This window comes from Streptomyces sp. NPDC093795 (assembly GCF_044764665.1).
In the GTDB taxonomy this organism is placed as follows: Bacteria; Actinomycetota; Actinomycetes; order Streptomycetales; family Streptomycetaceae; genus Streptomyces.
Genome location: NZ_JBIWIO010000002.1, coordinates 137,175 through 153,988 on the forward strand (window position 1 = coordinate 137,175; position 16,814 = coordinate 153,988).

Annotated in this window: 13 protein-coding genes and 2 tRNA genes; 12 read left to right on the top strand and 3 right to left on the bottom strand. The window is 72.6% G+C overall.

Going from position 1 to position 16,814, the window contains the following annotated elements; translation table 11 throughout:
• Window positions 1–44: 44 nt before the first annotated feature.
• The 5 genes from ACIRB7_RS05685 (at window position 45) to ACIRB7_RS05705 (ending at window position 5,140) form a co-directional block, all read left to right on the top strand.
• Complete coding sequence (locus tag ACIRB7_RS05685) at window positions 45–1,595, top strand: alkaline phosphatase family protein (protein WP_403592831.1); 1,551 nt, start codon at window positions 45–47, stop codon at window positions 1,593–1,595.
• 109 nt (window positions 1,596–1,704) lie between these two features.
• On the top strand, window positions 1,705–2,484 hold the full coding sequence (locus ACIRB7_RS05690) for an HAD-IIA family hydrolase (RefSeq protein WP_403592834.1): 780 nt from the start codon (window positions 1,705–1,707) through the stop codon (window positions 2,482–2,484).
• A 115-nt stretch (window positions 2,485–2,599) separates the two neighbouring features.
• Window positions 2,600–3,181 (top strand): hypothetical protein, encoded by a 582-nt coding sequence (locus tag ACIRB7_RS05695; RefSeq protein WP_403592836.1) that lies wholly within the window; start codon window positions 2,600–2,602, stop codon window positions 3,179–3,181.
• Window positions 3,178–3,852, top strand: a complete 675-nt coding sequence (locus ACIRB7_RS05700) for a class F sortase (protein ID WP_403592838.1) — start codon at window positions 3,178–3,180, stop codon at window positions 3,850–3,852. Before ACIRB7_RS05695 ends, ACIRB7_RS05700 begins: the two co-directional genes overlap by 4 nt.
• A gap of 364 nt (window positions 3,853–4,216) precedes the next feature.
• Entirely contained in the window at window positions 4,217–5,140 is a 924-nt protein-coding gene (locus ACIRB7_RS05705; RefSeq protein ID WP_403592841.1) for a glycoside hydrolase family 6 protein, read from the top strand.
• 67 nt (window positions 5,141–5,207) lie between these two features.
• Here ACIRB7_RS05705 and ACIRB7_RS05710 read toward each other — a convergent pair.
• A tRNA-Lys gene (locus ACIRB7_RS05710) sits at window positions 5,208–5,281 on the bottom strand.
• 184 nt (window positions 5,282–5,465) lie between these two features.
• Between ACIRB7_RS05710 and ACIRB7_RS05715 the strand changes: the two genes are divergently transcribed.
• From ACIRB7_RS05715 to ACIRB7_RS05735, 5 genes are all read left to right on the top strand, one after another.
• Window positions 5,466–6,839, top strand: coding sequence for a peptidoglycan-binding protein (locus ACIRB7_RS05715; protein WP_403592844.1), 1,374 nt, complete (start codon window positions 5,466–5,468; stop codon window positions 6,837–6,839).
• Window positions 6,840–7,297: 458 nt separating this feature from the next.
• The gene (locus tag ACIRB7_RS05720) at window positions 7,298–9,373 is read left to right on the top strand and encodes an SPFH domain-containing protein (RefSeq protein WP_403594339.1); all 2,076 of its coding nucleotides are present in this window, start codon (window positions 7,298–7,300) and stop codon (window positions 9,371–9,373) included.
• A gap of 130 nt (window positions 9,374–9,503) precedes the next feature.
• Window positions 9,504–10,097 (top strand): lytic polysaccharide monooxygenase, encoded by a 594-nt coding sequence (locus tag ACIRB7_RS05725; protein WP_403592847.1) that lies wholly within the window; start codon window positions 9,504–9,506, stop codon window positions 10,095–10,097.
• Between the two features lie 272 nt (window positions 10,098–10,369).
• Window positions 10,370–11,671, top strand: coding sequence for a sensor histidine kinase (locus tag ACIRB7_RS05730; protein WP_403592850.1), 1,302 nt, complete (start codon window positions 10,370–10,372; stop codon window positions 11,669–11,671).
• Window positions 11,602–12,264: a response regulator gene (locus tag ACIRB7_RS05735; protein WP_403592853.1), complete on the top strand. Its 663-nt coding sequence runs from the start codon at window positions 11,602–11,604 to the stop codon at window positions 12,262–12,264. The genes ACIRB7_RS05730 and ACIRB7_RS05735 overlap by 70 nt, the downstream gene beginning before the upstream one ends.
• 54 nt (window positions 12,265–12,318) lie before the next feature.
• Here ACIRB7_RS05735 and ACIRB7_RS05740 read toward each other — a convergent pair.
• A tRNA-Lys gene (locus ACIRB7_RS05740) sits at window positions 12,319–12,392 on the bottom strand.
• Between the two features lie 74 nt (window positions 12,393–12,466).
• A complete protein-coding gene (locus ACIRB7_RS05745) occupies window positions 12,467–13,225 on the bottom strand; it encodes an IclR family transcriptional regulator (protein ID WP_403592856.1) in 759 nt (252 codons plus the stop codon).
• A 380-nt stretch (window positions 13,226–13,605) separates the two neighbouring features.
• Here ACIRB7_RS05745 and ACIRB7_RS05750 point away from each other — a divergent pair, with 380 nt between their 5' ends.
• Window positions 13,606–14,682, top strand: a complete 1,077-nt coding sequence (locus tag ACIRB7_RS05750) for an LLM class flavin-dependent oxidoreductase (protein ID WP_403592859.1) — start codon at window positions 13,606–13,608, stop codon at window positions 14,680–14,682.
• 367 nt (window positions 14,683–15,049) lie between these two features.
• A complete protein-coding gene (locus ACIRB7_RS05755) occupies window positions 15,050–16,759 on the top strand; it encodes a glycosyl hydrolase family 18 protein (protein WP_403592862.1) in 1,710 nt (569 codons plus the stop codon).
• The last annotated feature ends 55 nt before the right edge of the window (window positions 16,760–16,814 follow it).

Sequence of the window (16,814 nt, forward strand, 5' to 3'; positions counted from 1 at the left end):
CGTGCCCTCAGCCCCTTCCCCGGACTTCCACGGAGGACTCCGACATGCCGATCACCGGCATCCCCCGCCGCACCGTGCTCGCCGCCGCCGGTGCCACCGCCGCCGTCGCCGCCACCGGAATCGCCGCCGCCCCCACCGCCCTCGCGGCCGCCGCCGCCCCGACGCTCCCCAACGGCACCAGCAGCGACAAGGTGCTCGTCATCGGCATGGACGGCCTGCGGTACGACAGGATCGACGCGGCCAAGGCGCCGCACCTCAAGGCGATGATGGCGAACGGCACGTACGGCCTGTCCCTGCTGTACGCCAACCCGATGGCCGCGACCTCCTCCGGCCCCGGCTGGTCGACCATCTCCACCGGCGTGTGGCCCGACAAGCACGGGGTGAAGGACAACACCTTCACCGGCAAGAACTACACCCAGTACCCCGGCTTCCTCGCCCGCCTCGCCCAGGTCCGGCCCGGCCTCTCCACGTACGCCGCCGTCGACTGGAAGCCGCTGGACGCCCAGGGCACCGTCACCACCGGCGCCGACGCCAAGCTCGTCCTCGACGGCGACGCGGACGGGTACGTGGCCCACGACGCCACGATCGCCTCCGAGGCCGAGTCCGTCCTGCGGAACCAGAACCCGGACGTCCTCTTCGTCTACTTCGGCCAGTCCGACATCGTCGGCCACAACTCCGGCGCCCAGAGCCAGGCCTACCTCGACGTCATCGCCGTCCAGGACACCTACCTCGGCCGGCTCTGGGCCGCCGTCAAGGCCCGCCCCACGTACGCATCCGAGCGCTGGACCGTCATCGTCACCACCGACCACGGCCACGCCGACGCCGGCGGCCACGGCGGCTCCAGCATCGAGGAGCGCCGCACCTTCGTCCTCGCCCAGGGCCCCGGCATCGCCGCCGGCCAGCGCCCCATCGACACCCGCCTCGTCGACGTCGCCGCCACCGTCTTCCACCAGCTCGGCATCACCCCCGACCCGGCCTGGGGCCTCGACGGCAAGCCGATACAGCAGCGCTCCACCGACCCCTTCGACAGCCTCTACGGGTCGCTGACCGGCCGCGTCGACGAGACCGGCATCCCCGCCGGGGTCCTCGGCTTCACCCACACCGCGCCCAGCGGCTGGTCCGTCATCAACAACGCCATGGGCACCGGCGGCATGACCGAGTGGCGCGGCTGGTCCTTCGCCACCGACGAGTTCTGGTCCCGCTCCCAGCGCGACCAGTCCCGCGAGCTCAACGTCCGGGCCCGGGGCGTCTTCGCCGTCGCCGACTCCGACGAGTGGGCCGACAAGACCTTCTCCGGTACGTACGACTCGACCCTGGTCACCCCCGCGTACAGCGTCTCGGGGGCGAGCCGGGTCACCCTGGACTTCACCACCTTCTACCGCCAGGAGGGCGCCCAGTCCGCCCAGGTCCTGGTCAGCTTCAACGGCGGCACGCCCACCCTGGTCAAGAGCTACACGGCCGACGTGATCTCCAAGCCCCAGTCCCTCTCGGTCGCCGTCCCCGCCGGCGCCTCCAGCGTGAGCTTCCGCTTCCGCTACACCGGCGCCAACAACTGGTACTGGACCATCGACGGGGTCAAGGTCGCCGCATCCTGAACGACAGGGTCAAGATCCGGACATCCTGACTAGGCTTGGGGGCGTCGCCACAGCGCTGTCGCGGCGCCCCCAGCACACCGCACGTTTGTACGGCAGGAGTCCCGCACCCATGGCAGAGCGCAAGCCGATCGAATCCTGGCTGACCGACATGGACGGCGTCCTCATCCACGAGGGCGTGCCGATCCCCGGTGCCGACGCGTTCATCAAGAAGCTGCGGGAGACCGGGAAGCCGTTCCTGGTCCTCACCAACAACTCGATGTACACGGCCCGCGACCTGCACGCGCGCCTCGCCCGGATGGGCCTCGAAGTCCCCGTCGAGAACATCTGGACCTCGGCCCTCGCCACCGCCAAGTTCCTCGACGACCAGCGCCCCGGCGGCACCGCGTACGTCATCGGCGAGGCCGGCCTCACCACCGCGCTGCACGACATCGGCTACGTCCTCACCGACCACTCCCCGGACTACGTGGTGCTCGGCGAGACCCGTACGTACTCCTTCGAGGCGATGACCAAGGCCGTACGGCTCATCAACGCCGGCGCCCGCTTCATCTGCACCAACCCGGACGAGACCGGCCCCTCCCTCGAAGGCCCGCTCCCGGCCACCGGCTCCGTCGCCGCGCTCATCACGAAGGCCACCGGCAAGGAGCCGTACTTCGCGGGCAAGCCGAACCCGCTCATGATGCGCACCGGGCTCAACGCGATCGGTGCCCACTCCGAGTCCAGCGCCATGATCGGCGACCGGATGGACACCGACATCCTGGCGGGCCTGGAAGCGGGCATGCAGACCTTCCTGGTGCTGACCGGTCTGACGACGCAGGCGGAGATCGACCGCTTCCCGTTCCGCCCGTCGAAGATCGTCCCGTCGATCGCGGACATCGTCGACCGCGTGTAGGACCCGTGCGGCCGTCCCCTGCGGATGCGAGCCGGGCGGATCCGGGTGACCCTGCCAGTACCAGGAGGTCACGATGCGTTCAGGTTCCATTGCTTTCCGTGCCGCAGGGGCGGCCGTGGTGCTCGTACTGGCACCCACGGCCGGTGGCGCGTACGCCCACGACGGGGTGAAGGTCACCGTCACCCCGTCCACCGCCGCGCCCGCCGCCGACGTCGACGTCCGCGTCCAGGGCTGCAAGGGCACGACCGGCGCCGCGAAGTCGCAGGCGTTCGTCGCCGACGCCGAACTCACCGGCCGGGACGGCGGCGGCGCCCCGCTGTTCGGCGACACCACGATCAAGACCCGGCTCGAGAACGGCACGTACAAGGTCAGCGTGACCTGCGACGGCCACGACCACCCGGACGTCGGCACCGTCCAGGTCAAGCGCCAGAAGCCCACCCACGAGCCGACGCACAAGCCGGACGACCACCCGAGCCCGATCGCCCCGGTCAGGGCGGGCGGCGGCGGCACCGCCGCGTTCGCCGCGCCGGCCGCCCCCGGCGTCGCCCAGACCACCAGCGCGAGCGGCCTCGGCACCCCGTACACCCTGCTCGGCCTCGGCATGGCCGCCGTCGCCGCCGTGGCGGTCGCCTTCCGCAGCTCCCGCCGTCACCGTGCCACCGGCTCCGGTACGGACACGGGCGCGGGCGCGGAGTGACCGTGGCGTCCGGAACCCGCCCGGCGGGCACCGGGCGACTCGTCACCGGCGTGGCCTGGGCGGTTCTGCTGCTCGGCCTCTGGCTCTGGGGCCGTGATGCCACCGAGGGACCGGGGGGCATCGCCGCGCCGACCACCGGCGACATCGCCGCGGTCGGCCGCCCGCTCGGCGCGGCCCTGCCCCCGGCCCACGACCCCCTGCCACCCGTCGCACCACGGCGGGTGGAGATCCCCTCCCTCGGCATCGCCGCTCCTGTCGTGGCGCGCGGCCTGGACGACACGGGCGCGATCGACCCGCCGCCCTACGAGATGCCGCACACGGTCGGCTGGTTCGGCGCGGGCACCGCGCCGGGCGCGAGCGGCCCGGCCCTCCTCGTCGGCCACGTCGACACCGACACCCGCCCGGCCGTCTTCTACGGCTTGAGCGCGGCCCGGCCGGGCGCCGAGGTCCGCGTCACCCGGACGGACGGATCGGTCGCCGAATTCACCGTCGACGACGTCCAGGTCTACCCCAGGGAGCACTTCGACGCCCGCAAGGTCTACGGCGCCCGGGTCCCCCACCGCGCGGAACTCCGCCTGATCACCTGCGGCGGCACCTTCGACCCGACGGCGGGCACGTACTCGGCGAACGTGGTCGTGTCGGCGTACCTGACGGGGACGGGGGGCGCCTGACGGGGCCGCGCGGAACAGGCGGACCTGACCGCGGTCGGCGGGGCGCGTCCCGTGCCGCCGCCGACCGGGCCGGTCCTCGACCGCGGGGCTCACGGGCGCGGGAGGGGACCCGGTGCCGCCGCGGGAGGTCGGGGGTTGCGGACACTGTAGAGGCCGCGCCTCGTCCGGCCCAGAGGGCTGCCGTGTCACGATGGTCACCCATCGCTCCGCACGTGCCCGAGGGGCCCGTATGTCCGCACGTACGCCCGCGTGCCGAGCAGGGTTCGCCCTCCCGGCCGTCGCGTTCCTGATCCTCCTCTCCGGCTGTACGAGCTCCGCCCCGCGACCCGCACGGGACGCGCCGGGCGCGGTCGACGCTTCGGGCATGCCAGGCCCACTCGGCCGGAGCCCGGCCCCGGCCCCCGGCCCCGGCGTCGTCCCCTACTGGGTGAACCCCCAGGGCAGAGCCGCCGACGCGGTCGCCGGGCATCTCGCCGCCGGCCGTACCGTCGAGGCCGCGCTGCTGCGGAGGATCTCCTCCCGGCCGCAGGCCGAGTGGATCGGTGCGGACCGCCCCGAGGACGAGACCCGGACGCTCACCGCGGCCGCCACCCGCGCCGGCCGCGAGGCGCTCCTCGTGCTCTACGCCATCCCGAACCGCGACTGCGGCCAGCACTCGGCGGGCGGCGCCGCGGACGCCGCCGCCTACCGCGACTGGGTCGACGGCGTCGCCCGCGGCATCGGCGGGCGGCGCGCCACCGTCGTCCTGGAGCCGGACGCCGTCATGCACGTGATCGACGGCTGTACGGACGGACGGCTCCGCGTCGAGCGGTACGAGCTGCTCAAGGCGGCGGTCCTGCGCCTGAAGCGGCAGCCCGCCACCACCGTCTACATCGACGCGGGCAACGCGGGCTGGGGCAAGCCCGCGGACCTGCGGCTCCCGCTCCAGGAGGCCGGCATCGCGGAGGCCGACGGCTTCGCGGTCAACGTCTCGAACTTCCGGACGACCGCGGAGAGCACCGCGTACGGCAGGCAGCTCTCGGCCCTGGTGGGCGGCAAGCCCTTCGTGATCGACACCAGCCGGAACGGAAACGGCCCCTACACGGAGGGCGACCCGGCCGAGAACTGGTGCAACCCGCCGGGCCGCGCGCTCGGCGCGCCGCCGACCCGGAACACGGGGGACCCGCTGGTGGCCGCGCACCTGTGGATCAAGCGGCCGGGCGAGTCGGACGGCGCGTGCCGGGGCGGCCCGAAGGCGGGGGAGTGGTTCGACACGTACGCCCAGGAACTCGCGAGGGCCGCACGGTAGTTGGGGCGAGGTGGCCGAAGAACGACCAAGACCCCCTCACCATCGGTGAGGGGGTCTTGACTCTGCGTGCGCCGCCAGGGACTCGAACCCCGGACCCGCTGATTAAGAGTCAGCTGCTCTAACCAACTGAGCTAGCGGCGCCTGCTGACAGAGGGAACTCTACCCGACGAGCAGACGTGCTCCCGACCAATTTCGGTCACCACCGGCCTGTCGGATGGTCGTATCAGGGCTTCAATCCGTCAAAATGCGATTTGTCCAGACAGTTGAGACACTGACGCCCAAAACCAAGGGTCAAAAGATCTTGACGAGTGTGGAGGGGAATCGCATGAGCGTGCCGGTCTTCGAGGAGTTCGAACCCGCGGCCGACTGCGGCTGCCCGGGGTGCGCCCAGCAGCGGCGTGACCTCGCGCTTGGCCTGCCGGTCCGGGTCGGCGGACATCCCGCCGCCCACGGCGCCCGCCGCGCCCTGGTCCTGGTGACGGCGGCGGGCGTGGTCCTGAGCGGAGGCGGGGCCGCGGTGGCGACGGCCCTCCCGCCGCCGACGGGCCCGTTCACCCCGGCGGACGAGGCGCGCGGGACGGCGGCCGATCCGGGACCCGACACGCCGCAGGGCGGCCGCGCGCCGCTGCACGGCGCGCCCGGCCCCGGCTCCCAGCCCTCCCCGAACGCGACCCCGACGACCAGTCAGATCGCGACCGGCACCCTCCGCAAAACGACCCGGACCGAGATCATCAACCGCGCCAAACTGTGGGTGACCGCCAAGGTCCCGTACTCCATGGAGAAGTACTGGTCGGACGGCTACCGCCAGGACTGCTCCGGCTTCATCTCCATGGCCTGGAACCTGCGCGGCAACGAGTGGACCGGCAGCCTCGACCGCTTCGCCGACCGGATCGACCGGATCGATCTCAAGCCCGGCGACATCCTGCTCTTCCACAACCCGGCCGACCCGACGCGCGGCTCGCACGTCACGATCTTCGGCGGCTGGACCGACTACACCCACACCTCCTACCTCGCGTACGAGCAGACCAGGCCGCGCACGCGGAAGCAGGCCACGCCGATGGCGTACTGGCAGAACGCCGACCGGTACGTCGCCTACCGCTACAAGGGCGTGGTCAGCGGCGGCGGCACCGGCGGGACGGGGGGCACCGGTGGCGGGGCGAAGCCGACGGCGACGCCGTACCCCGGCCTGGGCATGTTCGGCCCCGGGGCGAACAACGGGTACGTCGCCCAGCTCGGGCGGCTCCTCGTCGACCGGGGCGCCAAGAAGTACTACAGCAAGGGCCCCGGCCCGAAGTGGGGCGAGGCGGACCGGCGCGCGACCCAGGCGTTCCAGCGGGCGCAGGGCTGGAAGGGCGGGGAGGCGGACGGTCTGCCGGGCCCCGAGACGTGGCGGCTGCTCGTGACCGGCGGAGGGAGGAGCATCGGCGGTTCGAGTGGTTCGGGCGGCCCAAGCGCCCATGCGACGGAGTTTCCCGGGCGTGGCTCCTTCCGTCCGGGCCAATCCAGCGCATATGTGGAGAAGCTGGGCAAACAACTGGTGAAGCGGGGCTTCGGCAAGCACTACCTGTCGGGACCCGGTCCGCGCTGGACGGAGGCGGACCGCCGCAACGTCGAGGCGTTCCAGCGGGCACAGGGATGGCGCGGCGCAGCGGCCGACGGCTACCCGGGCCCGGAGACCTGGCGGCGCTTGTTCCGATGACCCCGAGAGCATGAGGTGGACCCCGAATGACGGCATCGACCCCGAACCCCGCGGACTCCGGCGCGGCGGCCTCACGAGACGCGGCCCGCACGGCGAGACGCCTGACGGACGGCAAACTCCCCCGCACGACCCCTCCCCACACCTCACCTCCGAGCACCCCGCCGCCCCACGAGCCCCGACCGACGGGCACGGCGCCTGAAGCGGGTGGCGCGGTGGCCACCGCGGAGCCGCCGGTCTCCGAGGAGGGCGGCGCACGGCCTCCGGCCGCGGGTACTCCCGGGGCCGGCGGGGAGCCGTCGGCCCCGACGGGTGCGCCTGCCTCCACCGAGGAGGACGTGCGGGCCCCCGCCATGAGCACACCGGCCTCCGCCCAGGGCGGAGCCGCGGCGTCCGCGCCGAACGGAACTCCCGTGCTCTCGCGCCCCGCGGAGCCCGCGCCTCCGCGGGCGTGGGAGCCCGTGCCGCAGACGGAGACCGCGAGCGAGGACGCCGCACCGGCCGTCGCTCCGTCCACCGGTACGCCACCGGGGCAGACGGCGGTACGCCCCTGGGCGGCGCCGGAGCACCCGGCGGGGCCTGCCGGGGCGGCGCCGGTCGGCTCGGCGGGAGGTTCCGGCGCGTTGCCGGTACGTGGCGCGGCGCCGGAACACCCGGTGGGGCCTGCGGGGGTGGCGCCGGTCGGCTTGGTGGGAGGTTCCGGCGCGTTGCCGGTACGTGGGGCGGGGCCGAAGCATTCGGCGGGGTCTGCCGGGGTGCCGGCGGCCGACTCGGCGGGAGGTTTCGGCACACCGCCGACGCAGGAGGCCGTGCCCGCGGCCGCCGGCCTCCCGTCGGTCGACCCGGCCGGTTCCGTGTCCGGCGCGCTGCCGGTTCGCCCAACCGGTTCCTCCGATGTGTCGGCGGTCATCTCGTCGGGGATCGCGGGCACGTCCCACACCCGCCCGGCAGGTCCCGCCTCCGGAGGGTCCACGACCCGTCCGGCAGGGTCCTCCGGCGTGTCGGTGAACGCCTCCGGAGGGGCTTCGGGCCCGGCTCACCCGGCCGGGTCGGCCACCGGCGCGTCGTCGGTTCGCCCGGCGGGGTCCCCCGGCGTGCCGACCCTCTCCCCGTCCCCGGCAGGGAGTTCGGGCACAGCACAGGCTCACCCGGCCGGTCCCGCCGTATCGCGGGAGCCCGGCTCCGGCGCCCCGGCGCCGGCCGCCGACGCGCAGGCGAGTCCCGCCCCCGCGCCCGACGCCGCCGTCGCCGCCGCGGTGCGGGTGGTGCGCCGGAAGAACGTGATCGGGGCCGAGACCACCGGCTCCATCCCCGTCCATCTGCTCTTCCGGGACGAGCCGGACACCGTCCTGCCCCGGGCGGTGGGCGAGGACGACGGGGGGCCCGACACCGTCGCCATGGCCCCGCCTGTCCCGGTGAAGGGCCCCAGGCACGCGCTCCCGAAGTCGTCGAAGGTCCAGGCGGCCGAGCCGGGGCTCAAGTCCGGTGCCAAGCCCCTCCCCGAGACGCAGACGAAGGAACAGTCCAAGACGCTGTCCAAGGCGTTGTCCGAGGCACAGCCCGAAGCGTCGGCCAGGTCGCAGACCAAGAGCAAGGCCCCCGTTTCCCTCTCCCGCCCCGCCCCCACCGCCGACCCCGATCTCGTCGAGCGGTCGGCGTCGGTGCTGCCCGGGTGGGTCGGGGTGGCCGGCGGGGCCCTCGCGCTCGCCGGGTGCGCGGCGGTCGTGTGGTGGGCCGGGGCGGTGCCCGCGGAGGCGGCACGGATGCTGCGGCTGCCGGAACGCCCGTACCACGGCATCCACCTCGGCCAGTGGGCGCTCCTCGCCCTCGGCGTCGCGCTCACGCTGTTCGCGCTCGGCGGGCTCGGCCGGGGCCGGGTCGGCTACGCCTGGGTGCTGACCCTGTTCGGCGACTACCGCGGCACGGTCCGCCGTACCGGACTGGTCTGGGTCAGCCCGCTCCTGCTGCGCCGCCGGGTCGACGTACGGCTCCGGCACTGGCGCAGTGAGCCGCTGTCGTCCGTGGACGCGAAGGGGACCGCGCTCGACGTCACCGTCCTCGTGGTGTGGCGGGTCCGGGACACCGTCCGGGCGGCGCTCGGGGTCGACGGGCACGAGGAGTACCTGCGCGAGCAGGTGGAGGCGGCGATGGCCCGGGTGCTTTCGCAGCTGCCCGCGGACGCCTTCCATGAGGACGCCCCGACGCTCCGGGACGCGGAGGCGGTCGGCGAGGCCCTGACGCGGATGCTGTCGGCGGAGTGCGCCCCGGTCGGGGTGGACGTGTTCTCGGCGCAGCCGACACGGATCGAGTACGCGCCGGAGGTGGCGGCGGCGATGCGGCGGCGCAGGATCGCGGCGATCGACGCGAAGCACCGGGACAGTGTGCTGACCTCCGTGGTGGACGCGGTGGACGACGTGGTCCACCGGCTGACCAGTCGTGGTCTGGTGGAGCTGGACGACTACGAGCGCAAGTCGCTGGTCAAGGATCTGACGGTGGCGTTCTACACGGGTCGGACGGGTCCGGTAGAGGGGGCGTGAGGGGATGGACATGTTCAACGTCCGTCCATACCTTGGTACTTGGTCCAGACCAAAATGACAGACCCGTACCACCCGCACGCGTGCGCGCACGGCCCAACGGAACTCCCCCACGTTCTCCTGGAGCGACAGCATGCGCAAAAAGTCAGCCGGGGCGGCGGTGGTGGCGCTCGGCGTCGCCGGCGTCACCCTCCTCGCCACCGGTAGCGCCGGCAGCCACGGCTACACCGACTCACCGATCAGCCGACAGAAGCTCTGCGCCAACGGCACCGTGACCAACTGCGGCTCCATACAGTGGGAGCCGCAGTCGGTCGAGGGCCCCAAGGGCTTCCCCGCCGCCGGTCCCGCCGACGGCAAGATCTGTTCCGCCGGGCTCACGCAGTTCGCCCAGCTCGACGACCCCCGGGGCGGCGCGTGGCCCACCACGCAGCTCACGGCGGGGCAGAGCTACAGCTTCCGCTGGCAGTTCACGGCCCGGCACCGCACCACCGACTTCAAGTACTACATCACCAAGAACGGCTGGAACCCGAGTCAGAAGCTGACCCGGGCCGCGCTCGACCCCCAGCCGTTCCTGACCGTCCCGTACAACAGTCAGCAGCCGCCGGCGACCCTCTCGCACTCCGGGACGGTCCCGGCGGGCAAGACGGGCCGTCACCTGATCCTGGCGGTGTGGACGGTCGCGGACACCACGAACGCCTTCTACGCCTGCTCGGACGTCAAGTTCTGACGCACCGGCCCAGGTGAACCTTCCGTCCCTTCAAGCCTGACGGTGGACCTGATGCCACCCCTGCCGGGGGGCGAGCCGCACCTCGGCATCCCGCTCGACCACACGCCGGAGTACCCGCTCCGGCGCAGCGCGGCGGCCCTCGCGAGGGCCGCCGTCGCCGGGACCGACCCCACCCGGCGCGGCCCCGAACGCGCCCGTCGGCCCGGAAGAGCTGTGCGACGCGGGCGAGGACTGGTGCGGCGCACTGAGCCCCCCGCCTACCGTGGGCCCCCATGGACCCTCGTAACCCCTGGCAGGCGCTCACCCGCCCCCGCTTCCTCCGTAGCTCCTGGCCCTGGCGGGGCGTCGGGTATCTGGTCACCGGGGGGCTCTTCGGGGGTCTCGTCTGTCTTCTCTTCCTCGTGCTCGGCGTGTTCTCGCTGTTTCTCGTCGGGCTGCCGCTGCTCCTGCTCTCCGGCCCCGCCGTCGGCGGCATCGAGCGACTGCGGCTCCGGCTCGTCGACCGGGACCCCGCCCCCGACCCGCACCACGTCCCCACCGCCCCCGGTCTCGGCGCCTGGCTCCGGCTGCGGGTGGGGGAGCAGGCGACCTGGCGGGAGCTCGGGTACGCCCTGCTGCTCGCCACCGTCCTGTGGCCGCTGGACCTCCTCGCGCTCGCGGTCGGCGTCGGCCTGCCCCTCGCGCTCCTCAGCACCCCGCTCCAGCTGGTGGCGGACGGCCAGGAGGCGAAGGTCGTCAAGGCGTACCTGGTCACCACCTACCCCGAGGCCTTCGCCGCCGCCCTCCTCGGCGCCCTCCTCCTCGTCGCCCTCGCCTACCCCCTCGCCGCCGTCGCCGGGGCCCGCGCCGCCCTCGCCCGCGCCCTCCTCTCACCGCGCGACAGCGACGCACAGGACGGGATCGGCGAGGTCATCGCCTCCCGGGCCCGCCTCGTCGACGCGTTCGAGGGCGAGCGGCGCCGCATCGAGCGCGACCTCCACGACGGCGCCCAGCAACGCCTGGTCGCCCTCACCATGACGCTCGGCCTCGCCAGGCTCGACGCCCCGCCGGGACCGCTCGCCGCTCAGCTGGCGAAGGCCCACACGGAGGCCGGGCAGGTCCTGACCGAGCTGCGGGAGCTGATCCACGGCATCCACCCCCAGGTCCTGGCCGACTACGGGCTCGGCGCGGCCCTCGCGGACGCCGCCGACCGGTCCGCCGTTCCCGTCACCCTCGACGTCGAGCTGCCCCGCCTTCCGGTGCCCGTCGAGAGCGCGGGCTACTTCGCCGCCCGCGAGGCGCTCGCCAACATCGGCAAGCACAGCGGCGCGACCCGGGCGCGGATCACCGCCCGGCACGCGCACGGCATCCTGCGGATCGACGTGGAGGACGACGGACGCGGCGCCGCCGACCCGGCCGGCGGCAGCGGCCTGACGGGACTGGCCGACCGGATCGCCGTCCTCGATGGCACACTGACGATCATGAGCCCGAAGGGCGGGCCGACCCTCCTGCGAGTGGAGATCCCGTGTCCCGCACCGAGCGAAAGCTCCGCGTCGTCCTCGCCGAGGACAGCGTCCTCCTCCGGGAGGGACTGATCGGGCTCCTGGCCCGTTTCGGGCACGAGGTCGTCGCCGCCGTCGGTGACGCCGACGCCCTGCGCGAGGCGGTCGCCGCCCACGACCCGGACATCGTCGTGACCGACGTCCGGATGCCGCCCGGCTTCCAGGACGAGGGCCTGCGCGCCGCGGTCGCGCTCCGCGCCGAGCGGCCCGCCCTGCCGGTCCTCGTCCTCAGCCAGTACGTGCAGCGCAGCTACGCCGCCGACCTCCTCGACGCGGGCGACGGCACCGGCGTCGGCTATCTGCTCAAGGACCGGGTCGGGCAGGTGGAGGAGTTCCTGGACGCGCTCGCCCGTGTCGCGGACGGCGGCACGGTCGTCGACCCCGAGGTCGTACGGCAGCTCCTGCGGCGGCACCGCGATCCGCTGGAGGCGCTGACCCCGCGCGAGCGCGAGGTCCTCGGGCTCGTCGCCGAGGGCCGGTCGAACGGGGCGATCGCCCGCCGCCTGGTCGTGACCGAGGCGGCCGTAGGCAAGCACATCGGCAACATACTGGCGAAGCTGGACCTGCCGCCGGCCGAGGACACCCACCGCCGGGTCCTCGCCGTCCTCACCTACCTCCGCGCCTAGGCGTATGAGGGCACGAAAAAGCCCCCCGCTTCCGCGAGGGGCTTCTTCCGTCTGTGCGCCGCCAGGGACTCGAACCCCGGACCCGCTGATTAAGAGTCAGCTGCTCTAACCAACTGAGCTAGCGGCGCCTGCTGACAGAGAAAATACTACCTGGTCCCGCGGGGTGCTTCCGACCACCCGCGGGGCCAGGTCCTTCCACGGCTCAGATCGCCAGCGAGAGCACCACCGGCGCGGCCCTGCGGTTCAGCGTGTCGGCCGCCGAGCGCAGCCGGTGGGCGTGCTCGATCGGCAGGGAGAGCGCCAGGCAGCCCACGGCGGAGCCCGCCGTCAGGGGGACGGCGGCGCAGACCGTGCCCACCGCGTACTCCTGGAGGTCGAGCACGGGGACGGTCGGCGGCTGGCTGTCGAGCTTGGAGAAGAGGATCCGCTCGCTGGTGATCGTCCGGGAGGTCAGCCGGGCGATCTTGTGCCGGGAGAGGTGGTCCCGCCGCCCGTTCTGGTCGAGCTGGGTGAGCAGGCACTTGCCGACCGCGCTGGCGTGCGCCGCCGAGCGGAAGTCCACCCACTCGTTGACCGCGGGGGTGCGCGGGCCGTCGGCGAACTGGGTGATCTTCACCTCGCCGTCGATGTACCGGCTGATGTAGACCGCCGCGCCGACGGAGTCGCGCAGTTCGGTGAGGGTCTCCTGGAGCTTGGCCTGCAGGGCTTCGCGGCGGGTCATGCCGGAGCCGAGGAGGACGAGGGAGTCCCCGATCACGTACGCGCCGTCGGCGACCTGTTCGACGTACCCCTCGCGGCGGAGCATGAGGAGCAGCGAGGAGAGGTGGGCGACGGGCAGGCCGGTCTCGCGCGCGATCTGGACGTCTGTCACTCCGCCACCGTGCCGCGAGATCGTCTCGAGGACGCGCAGGGCGTATTGCACCGAATGGAACGGCGCGGTGGGCTCGGGCTTCAGCGCCACGGTTTCCCCCTACCAGGTTGTGACCGCAAGCTTTCGTACCACGATAACCGCCAAGCACCGTTTACGGGGCGGCTGTTGGCGAGAATGATGCGGAGCATCCGGGCCCTACGCTGGGGCTCGCCACCCTGGCATATGCCAAGGTCATGAGTGCGCGGTAGAGCCTGAGGTCAGGGCCGTGTGCGCGGGTGTTCGCGCAGGCGTTCGGCTCGTGGGGAACGCAAGATATTTCAGGGGGAAGCGGAGTCGGATGCGGCCCCTCCACTGGCCGAGAACCGCCGACAGCCGCCGGGAGCCGCCGCGAACCGGTGGAATAACCGGAGACACCCTCCTGTTATGCCCCTGACGAAGTGCCCGCACGTGTGCCGAGGAGAGTCCCGAAGGTGACCGACGCTATTCGAGGAGAGGCGCGGGGGACCGCGCCCGTACCGCTGTCCGTACTGGACCTGGTGACCGTCGGCAGCGGGAGGACCGCGACCCAGGCGCTGGCCACCAGCGTCGAGCTCAGCCGGCTCGCCGAGCGGCGGGGCTTCCACCGCCACTGGGTGGCCGAGCACCACTCCATGCCCGGCGTCGCCTCCTCCTCCCCTGCGGTCATCCTCGCCCACCTCGCCGCCCACACCCGGCGCATCCGCCTCGGCTCGGGCGGCGTCATGCTGCCCAACCACGCCCCGCTCGTCATCGCCGAGCAGTTCGGCACCCTGGAGGCCTTCGCCCCGGGCCGGATCGACCTCGGCCTCGGACGCGCCCCCGGCACCGACGGGGCCACGGCCGCGGCCCTGCGGCGCACGAACACCCTGAACGAGGGCGCCGACGACTTCCCCGAGCAGCTCTCCGAGCTGACCCGGTTCCTGGACGACGACTTCCCGGACGGGCACCCGTACGCCCGGATCCACGCCGTACCCGGGCCGGTGCAGGGCCCGAAGGGGCGCCCGCCGGTCTGGCTGCTCGGCTCCTCCGGCTTCAGCGCCCGGCTCGCCGGTCTCCTCGGCCTGCCGTTCGCCTTCGCCCACCACTTCTCGGCCAGGAACACGATCCCGGCGCTGGACCTCTACCGGGAGACCTTCCGGCCGTCGGAGCACCTCGACACCCCGTACGCGATGATCGGCGTCTCGGCGCTCGCCGCCGACGACCCGAAGGAGGCGCACCGCCAGGTGCTGACGGGCGCGCTGTCGATGCTGCGGCTGCGCACCGGCCGGCCGGGCCTCATCCCGACGCCCGAGGAGGCGGAGGCGTACGCGTTCAGCCCCGCCGAGCGGGAGTTCGTGGACAGCTGGCTCGCGAACGTCGTGTACGGCTCCGCCGACGAGGTCCGCACGGGTCTGGACGACCTCCGGAAGCGGACGGGCGCCGACGAGCTGATGATCACGGCGAACGCGCACGGCGGGGAGGCGCGGCTGCGGAGCTACGAACTCGTCGCGGACGCGTACGACCTCCCGGAGCTGCCGGACGTCCCGTAGCCGCCGACCTCCCGAGGTTGCCGGACCTCCCGGAGCCGCCGACCTCCCGCAGTCCCCGGACCTCCCGGAGTCGCCGCGCCCCGTCGGTCCCTCGGAGTCGTCCAGGTAAAAACCCTGGATTCCGTGCCTCGTTGGTTCCTTCTTGAACGACCCTCGCGGCACCCCTAAGTGAACCTTAAACCGCTCGTCACCGATGGTGGCGGGCGGTTCCGCTTTGTGCTGCACCCTCCTGACAAGGCCTTTCTTCCGCGAATTGGTCTAGTCCTCAATCTGGTTCAGACCATTGACGCACTGTTCACGCGCCGGTTATCACTGCTCCAGCTCCTGTACGGCACCACCCCCGCACTCCCCCCGATGGAGGCCGCACGTGCACCCCCGTAAGCCTTTGATCGCCGCGCTCCTCAGCTCGGCCCTCGTCGGCGGCGCCCTCGCGGCGACCGTCGGCCTCGGCTCCGCCCAGGCGGCCGACACGACGACCACTGCCTCTGCGGGCAATGTGCGCATCGCGTACTACGACCAGTGGAGCGTCTACGGCAACGCGTTCTACCCCAAGCACCTCGACACCCGGGGCATCGCGAGCCAGCTGGACGTCATCAACTACTCGTTCGGCAACATCCACCCCACCAACCTCACCTGTTTCATGGCCAACAAGGCCGCGGGTGACGACAACAACCCCAACGCGGGTGACGGTGCGGGCGACTCGTACGCCGACTACCAGAAGTCCTTCAGCGCGGCGGACAGCGTGGACGGCGTCGCCGACAAGTGGGACCAGCCGATCGTGGGCGTCTTCAACCAGTTCAAGGAACTGAAGGCGAAGTACCCCCACCTGAAGATCAACATCTCGCTCGGCGGCTGGACCTACTCCAAGTACTTCCACGACGCGGCGAAGACGGACGCGAGCCGCAAGAAGCTCGTGACCTCCTGCATCGACCAGTACATCAAGGGCAACCTGCCGGTCGAGGGCGGCTTCGGCGGCGCGGGCACGGCGGCCGGCATCTTCGACGGCATCGACATCGACTGGGAGTACCCGGGCTCCTCCGGCGGCCACCTGGGCAACCACTACGGCCCCGAGGACAAGCAGAACTTCACGCTGCTCCTCGCCGAGTTCCGCAAGCAGCTCGACGCGCACGGCGCGGCCAACGGCGGCAAGAAGTACCTGCTGACCTCGGCCCTCCCGGCCGGCCAGGACAAGATCAAGTACATCGAGACCGACAAGATCGGCCAGTACTTGGACTACGCCAACATCATGACGTACGACATGCACGGCGCCTGGGACGGCGACGGGCCGACGTACCACCAGTCCCCGCTGCACCCCTCGCCGAACGACCCGACCGACCCGATTGCGCCGGGCACCGAGAAGTACAGCATCGACTCGGCCATCGACTCCTGGATCGACGGCAACCCGGCCTACGGCATCGCGGGCGGCTTCCCCGCCAACAAGCTGACCCTGGGCTACGAGTTCTACTACCGCGGCTGGAAGGGCGTCCCGGCCGGTACCACCAACGGCCTCGCCCAGACCGCCACCGGCGGCTCGAACGCCCGCCCCCTCTCCCAGCAGGCCGGCATCGCGCACTACAAGGAGCTCGGCGGCATCGTCGACAACGCGGCGACCACCTTCTGGGACGACCGGTCGAAGTCCTCGTACTTCTACAAGGACGGCGAGTTCTTCACCGGTCTCAACCAGAAGTCCATCCAGGCCCGGGTGGACTACGGCAAGCAGCGCGGCCTGGCCGGCGCGATGATGTACTCGCTCCTCGGCCTGGACAACAACGCCACCCTGCTGACCCAGATCAACACCGCGCTCGGCGCCACCACCACCCCGCCGACCACGACGCCGCCGACCACCCCGCCGACGACGCCCCCGACCACCCCGCCCACCACGCCTCCGACCACGCCTCCGACGACGCCGCCCACGGGCTGCGGTTCGGTCCCGGCGTACGTGGCCGGCACGGTCTACAACGGCGGCACGGTCGTCTCCCACAACGGCCGCAAGTGGCTCGCCCAGTGGTGGACGCAGAACGAGGCCCCCGGCACCACCGGCGAGTGGGGCGTCTGGAAGGACCAGGGCGCCTGCTGAGGCCCTGACCCGCTGAATCCCGTATGAACCGCTGCCCCCGCCCGGAATGTCCCTC